This window comes from Citrobacter sp. wls826, assembly GCF_005281245.1.
Lineage (GTDB): Bacteria > Pseudomonadota > Gammaproteobacteria > Enterobacterales > Enterobacteriaceae > Citrobacter > Citrobacter braakii.
In genome coordinates, this window is sequence record NZ_SZWS01000051.1 from 114,913 (window position 1) to 120,105 (window position 5,193).

The window sequence follows — 5,193 nt, forward strand, 5'->3', positions numbered from 1 at the left end:
CGCTGTGCGATGAGGCGATGTTTGCTGCCATGGAAAAACATGCAGAAGTTTACAGCAACATTCATCCGGATCCGGCTTTTCGCCTGACAGATCTCAACCGCAGCGTGGGACATACCTTCCTTGATTTTGGAGATGACGATTTTACCAACGGTAAACCGCACCCGATGATCGATCCAACCAACCGCATTAGTCGTCTGTTGCAGGAAGCACGCGATCCTGAAGTCGGCGTGATTGTTATGGACTTCGTTCTTGGATATGGATCACATGAAGATCCGGTTGGCGTGATGATCGAGGCGATCGTCGAAGCCAAAGCGATCGCCGCCGCAGAGGGGCGTCCGCTTGAGATCCTCGGCTACGTGCTGGGAACCGATCTCGATACGCCGTCGCTGGAAAAACAGTGCCAGATGCTGACCGATGCAGGCGTGATCTGGGCGAGCAGTAGCACCAATACCGGATTGCTGGCACGTGAATTTATCTGTAAAGGGGAGGAAGCCTGATGAGCCAGACACTGTTTAACCAGCCACTGAACGTGATTAACGTCGGCATCGCGATGTTCAGCGATGACCTGAAAAAGCAGAATGTTCCCGTGACCCAGCTCGACTGGACGCCGCCGGGCCAGGGCAACATGCAGGTCGTGGCCGCACTGGACGAAATTGCCGATTCGCCGCTGGCTGACAAAATCGCTGCCGCTAACCAGCAGGCGCTGGAACGCATTATCCAGTCGCATCCTGTGCTGATTGGCTATGACCAGGCGATCAACGTCGTGCCGGGCATGACCCGCAACACCATCCTGCACGCCGGACCGCCCATCTGCTGGGAAAAAATGTGCGGCGCAATGAAGGGCGCGGTCACCGGGGCTTTGGTGTTTGAAGGGCTGGCGAAAGATCTGGATGAAGCCGCCGACCTGGCCGCCTCGGGTGAAATCATCTTCTCACCGTGCCACGAGCATGACTGTGTCGGTTCGATGGCGGGTGTAACGTCGGCGTCGATGTTTATGCACATCGTTGAGAACAAAACCTACGGCAACCGCGCATACACCAATATGAGCGAGCAGATGGCGAAGATCCTGCGCATGGGCGCGAACGATCAGAGCGTTATCGATCGCCTGAACTGGATGCGCGATGTGATGGGACCGATGCTGCGCGACGCCATGAAGCTGGCGGGCGAAATCGATCTGCGCCTGATGCTGGCGCAGGCGCTGCACATGGGCGATGAGTGTCATAACCGCAATAACGCCGGGACGGCGCTACTGATACAGGCACTGACGCCGTGGATTATTCAGACCGGCTATCCGGTTGAGCAGCAGCGTGAGGTATTCGAGTTCGTCCTCAGCAGCGATTACTTCTCCGGACCGACCTGGATGGCGATGTGTAAAGCCGCAATGGACGCCGCACACGGGATCGAATACAGCACCGTAGTTACGACGATGGCGCGTAACGGCGTTGAATTCGGTCTGCGCATCAGCGGCTTACCGGGTCAGTGGTTTACCGGTCCGGCGCAGCAGGTGATTGGCCCAATGTTTGCGGGCTATAAGCCCGAAGATTCCGGACGTGATATCGGTGATAGCGCAATTACCGAAACCTACGGCATCGGCGGTTTTGCCATGGCCACGGCACCGGCCATCGTGGCGCTGGTGGGCGGTACGGTTGAAGAGGCGGTCGATTTCTCTCGCCAGATGCGTGAAATCACTCTCGGCGAAAACCCCAACGTTACCATTCCGTTACTTGGTTTTATGGGCGTACCGACCGCTATCGACATTACGCGCGTGGGTAGCACCGGCATTCTGCCGGTGATTAACACCGCAATTGCGCACAAAGATGCGGGGATCGGCATGATCGGCGCCGGAATAGTCCATCCGCCGTTCGCCTGTTTTGAAAAGGCGATCCTCAACTGGCGCGACCGCTACTGCCAATAACAACAATCGGGGCTAACGCTGTTAGCCCCACAGTAGCGAAGCGAAAAACGTTGCTTACCTGCAGGGCTGGGCGATCCCCGGGATCGCAAACGATGCTTAACCTGTTAAGGATATTCCATGAACAGCATAAAACTAGAATGGAAACGTGGTGACTGGGCTGCTTACTTTGGGCTGATGACCAACAACCTGACTAACCTGCTGACAATGATGGGGCTGCTCATTTTTGTCGTCGGGATCCCTACCGAAATTGTCTATGGTCGCATTGCGCCTGCCTTTGGTCTGGCGGTGCTGGTGGCCAGCGTCTGCTACGCCTGGTTTGGCCTGCAGATGGCAAAGCACACCGGGCGCAAAGACGTGACGGCGCTGCCGTCCGGGCCGAGCGCACCGTCAATTTTTACCGTGACCTTCCTGGTGCTAATGCCGGTATATCAGCAAACCAAAGATGCCAACTTTGCTATCCAGATAGCCCTGGTGTGGTGCTTTGTAGAAGCGTTGATCCTGGTCGGCGGCTCCTTCCTGGGCGAGACCATCCGCAAGATGATCCCGCGTACGGTATTACTTTCTTGTCTGTCCGGTCTGGGACTGTTGCTGCTGGCGATGAACCCGATGCTGCAGGCATTCGAAGCGCCGACCGTCTCTTTCATCGTCTTGTTGTTGATCTTCATTAACTGGTTCGGTAAGAAGCCGATTTTTGCCCGCATCCCCACCGGTTTGCTGTTGCTGATTGCCGGTACAGCGTTGGCGTGGATCTCCGGTTTGCAAAGCCCGGAAGCCATTAAATCTTCGATGTCTTCCTTTGGCTTCAACCCGCCGGAAATCCATGTCGACAGCTTCCTGCAGGGTTTGCCGCACGCGCTGCCGTACCTGGCTTCTGCGGTTCCTTTGGGTCTGGCGAACTACATTTTTGACCTTGAGAATATTGAAAGTGCGCATGCGGCGGGTGATGAGTACAACACCCGTAAAGTCATGATGGCGAACGGTTTTGCCTCCATGCTCGGCTGCATGCTGGGCAACCCATTCCCGGTGACCGTATATGTTGGGCATGCGGGCTGGAAAGCGATGGGGGCCAGCATCGGTTATACCCTCGCTTCAGGCATCACCATGTTCCTGGTACCGCTGTTTGGACTGGGGGCGTTTATGCTCGCGATTATTCCGATGACTGCGATAGTGCCGATTCTGGTGTTTATCGGCGTGGTGACCGCCAACCAGGTGGTGCGAGAGACGCCCAAAGTCGAGGTTCCCGTTATCTTTATCTGCTTGTTCCCGTGGATCGCTAACTGGGCGTTGACCATCGTCAACAGCGTGATGGGCGCCGCCGGAACATCCGCGGGGAAACTGGGCAGCGACCTGCTGCACAGCAAAGGTGTCTATTACGATGGGCTGGTGCATCTGGGAAGCGGCGCGCCGCTGGCCAGTATGCTGTGGGGCTGCGTCGCTATCTTCGCCATTATGAATAAGCCGCTGCGTGGGGCGATTGCCGCAGCTTTTGGCGCGCTGTTATCGCTGTTTGGTGTGATCCACTCTCCGGCGGTTGGCTTTGCAGAAGGCAGTTCGATGATGTTTGTTGTGGCCTACCTGATGATGAGCGGCATGTTTGTCCTCAAGCATGTTCTTGATAGCCGTGAAGCGGTGACTGCGCCTGAGCAGGAACCGACGAAAACGACCTGAATCGCCTGTAAGCGGAAGATAACACTATGAAAGAACTTGTGGTCGTTGCCATTGGCGGCAACAGCATTATCAAAGATAACGCCAGCCAGTCGATTGAGCACCAGGCTGAAGCGGTGAAAGCGGTGGCGGACACGGTGCTGGAGATGTTGGCATCGGACTACAACATTGTGCTGACGCACGGAAACGGGCCGCAGGTGGGGCTGGATCTACGGCGTGCGGAAATCGCGCATGAGCGTGAAGGGTTGCCGCTCACCCCGCTGGCAAACTGCGTCGCCGATACGCAGGGCGGGATCGGCTATCTGATCCAACAGGCGCTGAACAACCGCCTGGCGCGGCGTGGTGAGCAGAAGGCGGTTACGGTGGTCACGCAGGTGGAGGTCGACAAAAACGATCCGGGCTTCGCTAACCCGACCAAGCCTATCGGCGCGTTCTTTAGCGAAGCGCAGCGCGATGAACTGCAGCGGGTCAATCCGGGCTGGCGCTTTGTTGAAGATTCGGGACGCGGCTACCGCCGGGTCGTCGCCTCTCCGGAACCGAAGCGTATTGTCGAGGCTGAGGCGATCAAAACGCTGACCCAGCAAGGTTTTGTGGTGATTGGCGCGGGTGGCGGTGGGATCCCGGTGGTGCGTAGCGATCAGGGGGATTATCAGAGCGTGGATGCGGTGATTGATAAAGATCTCTCCACGGCTCTGCTGGCGCAGGAGATCCGCGCTGACATTCTGGTGATCACCACCGGCGTCGAACAGGTCTGTATTCATTTTGGCAAACCCAACCAGCAGGCGCTGGATAAGGTGGATGTCGCAACGATGACCCGTTACATGCAGGAGGGACATTTCCCGCCGGGGAGCATGTTACCCAAAATCGTTGCCAGTCTGGCGTTCCTGGCGCGTGGCGGTAAGCGAGTGATCATCACCACGCCGGAATGCCTGCCGGCCGCACTGCGCGGCGAAACGGGCACCCATATTGTCCATTCCTGAGAGGAAATGTGAATGAAGGAAAGTAACAGCCGCCGTGAATTTTTAAGTCAGAGCGGAAAAATGGTGACCGCTGCCGCGCTGTTTGGCGCAGTGGCTCCGGTCGCGTATGCTGCTAATCCTGTCGGGAACACCTGCGGGGCGAAGAGCACAATGACGATTAACGATAAGCACTATTACCTGGATAACGTCCTGCTGGAAGCGGGGTTTGATTACGAAAACTCGGTGGTGGTGCATACCCATACCGCGCTGCAAACCGTTGAAATTCAGGACGGGAAAATTGTTGCACTGCGTGAGAATAAGCAGCATCCGGATGCGACGCTGCCGCACTACGATGCGGGTGGAAAGCTGATGCTGCCCGCCATGCGCGACATGCACATCCATCTGGATAAAACCTTTTACGGCGGTCCCTGGCGTTCGCTGAATCGCCCGGCTGGCACCACCATTCAGGATATGATCCGCCTTGAGCAAAAACTGCTGCCTGAACTCCAGCCTTACACGCAGGAGCGCGCGGAAAAGCTCATCGATCTGCTGCAATCAAAAGGCACCTCGATTGCCCGCAGCCACTGCAATATCGAACCGGTTTCCGGGCTGAAAAACCTGGAAAATCTGCAGGCGGTGCTGGCGCGTCGCCAG

Annotated in this window: 3 protein-coding genes and 2 pseudogenes; all 5 read left to right on the forward strand. The window is 56.9% G+C overall.

Going from position 1 to position 5,193, the window contains the following annotated elements; all coding sequences use genetic code 11:
• Positions 1-497 (forward strand): annotated as a pseudogene (locus FDW87_RS22420) (FdrA family protein); the annotation flags it as partial.
• Positions 497-1,915: a DUF1116 domain-containing protein gene (locus FDW87_RS12120; protein ID WP_016154297.1), complete on the forward strand. Its 1,419-nt coding sequence runs from the start codon at positions 497-499 to the stop codon at positions 1,913-1,915. The pseudogene FDW87_RS22420 and the gene FDW87_RS12120, both read left to right, overlap by 1 nt.
• 117 nt (positions 1,916-2,032) lie before the next feature.
• The gene (locus tag FDW87_RS12125; RefSeq protein WP_016154296.1) at positions 2,033-3,583 is read left to right on the forward strand and encodes a hypothetical protein; all 1,551 of its coding nucleotides are present in this window, start codon (positions 2,033-2,035) and stop codon (positions 3,581-3,583) included.
• A 26-nt stretch (positions 3,584-3,609) separates the two neighbouring features.
• The gene (locus FDW87_RS12130; RefSeq protein WP_016154295.1) at positions 3,610-4,560 is read left to right on the forward strand and encodes a carbamate kinase family protein; all 951 of its coding nucleotides are present in this window, start codon (positions 3,610-3,612) and stop codon (positions 4,558-4,560) included.
• 12 nt (positions 4,561-4,572) lie between these two features.
• A pseudogene (locus FDW87_RS22425) lies at positions 4,573-5,193 on the forward strand (deaminase); the annotation flags it as partial.

Bases quoted from the DNA above. Each gene is read 5' to 3' on its own strand.
- FDW87_RS12120 (WP_016154297.1), top strand. From the start codon at position 497: ATGAGCCAGACACTGTTTAACCAGCCACTGAACGTGATTAACGTCGGC.
- FDW87_RS12125 (WP_016154296.1), top strand. From the start codon at position 2,033: ATGAACAGCATAAAACTAGAATGGAAACGTGGTGACTGGGCTGCTTAC.
- FDW87_RS12130 (WP_016154295.1), top strand. From the start codon at position 3,610: ATGAAAGAACTTGTGGTCGTTGCCATTGGCGGCAACAGCATTATCAAA.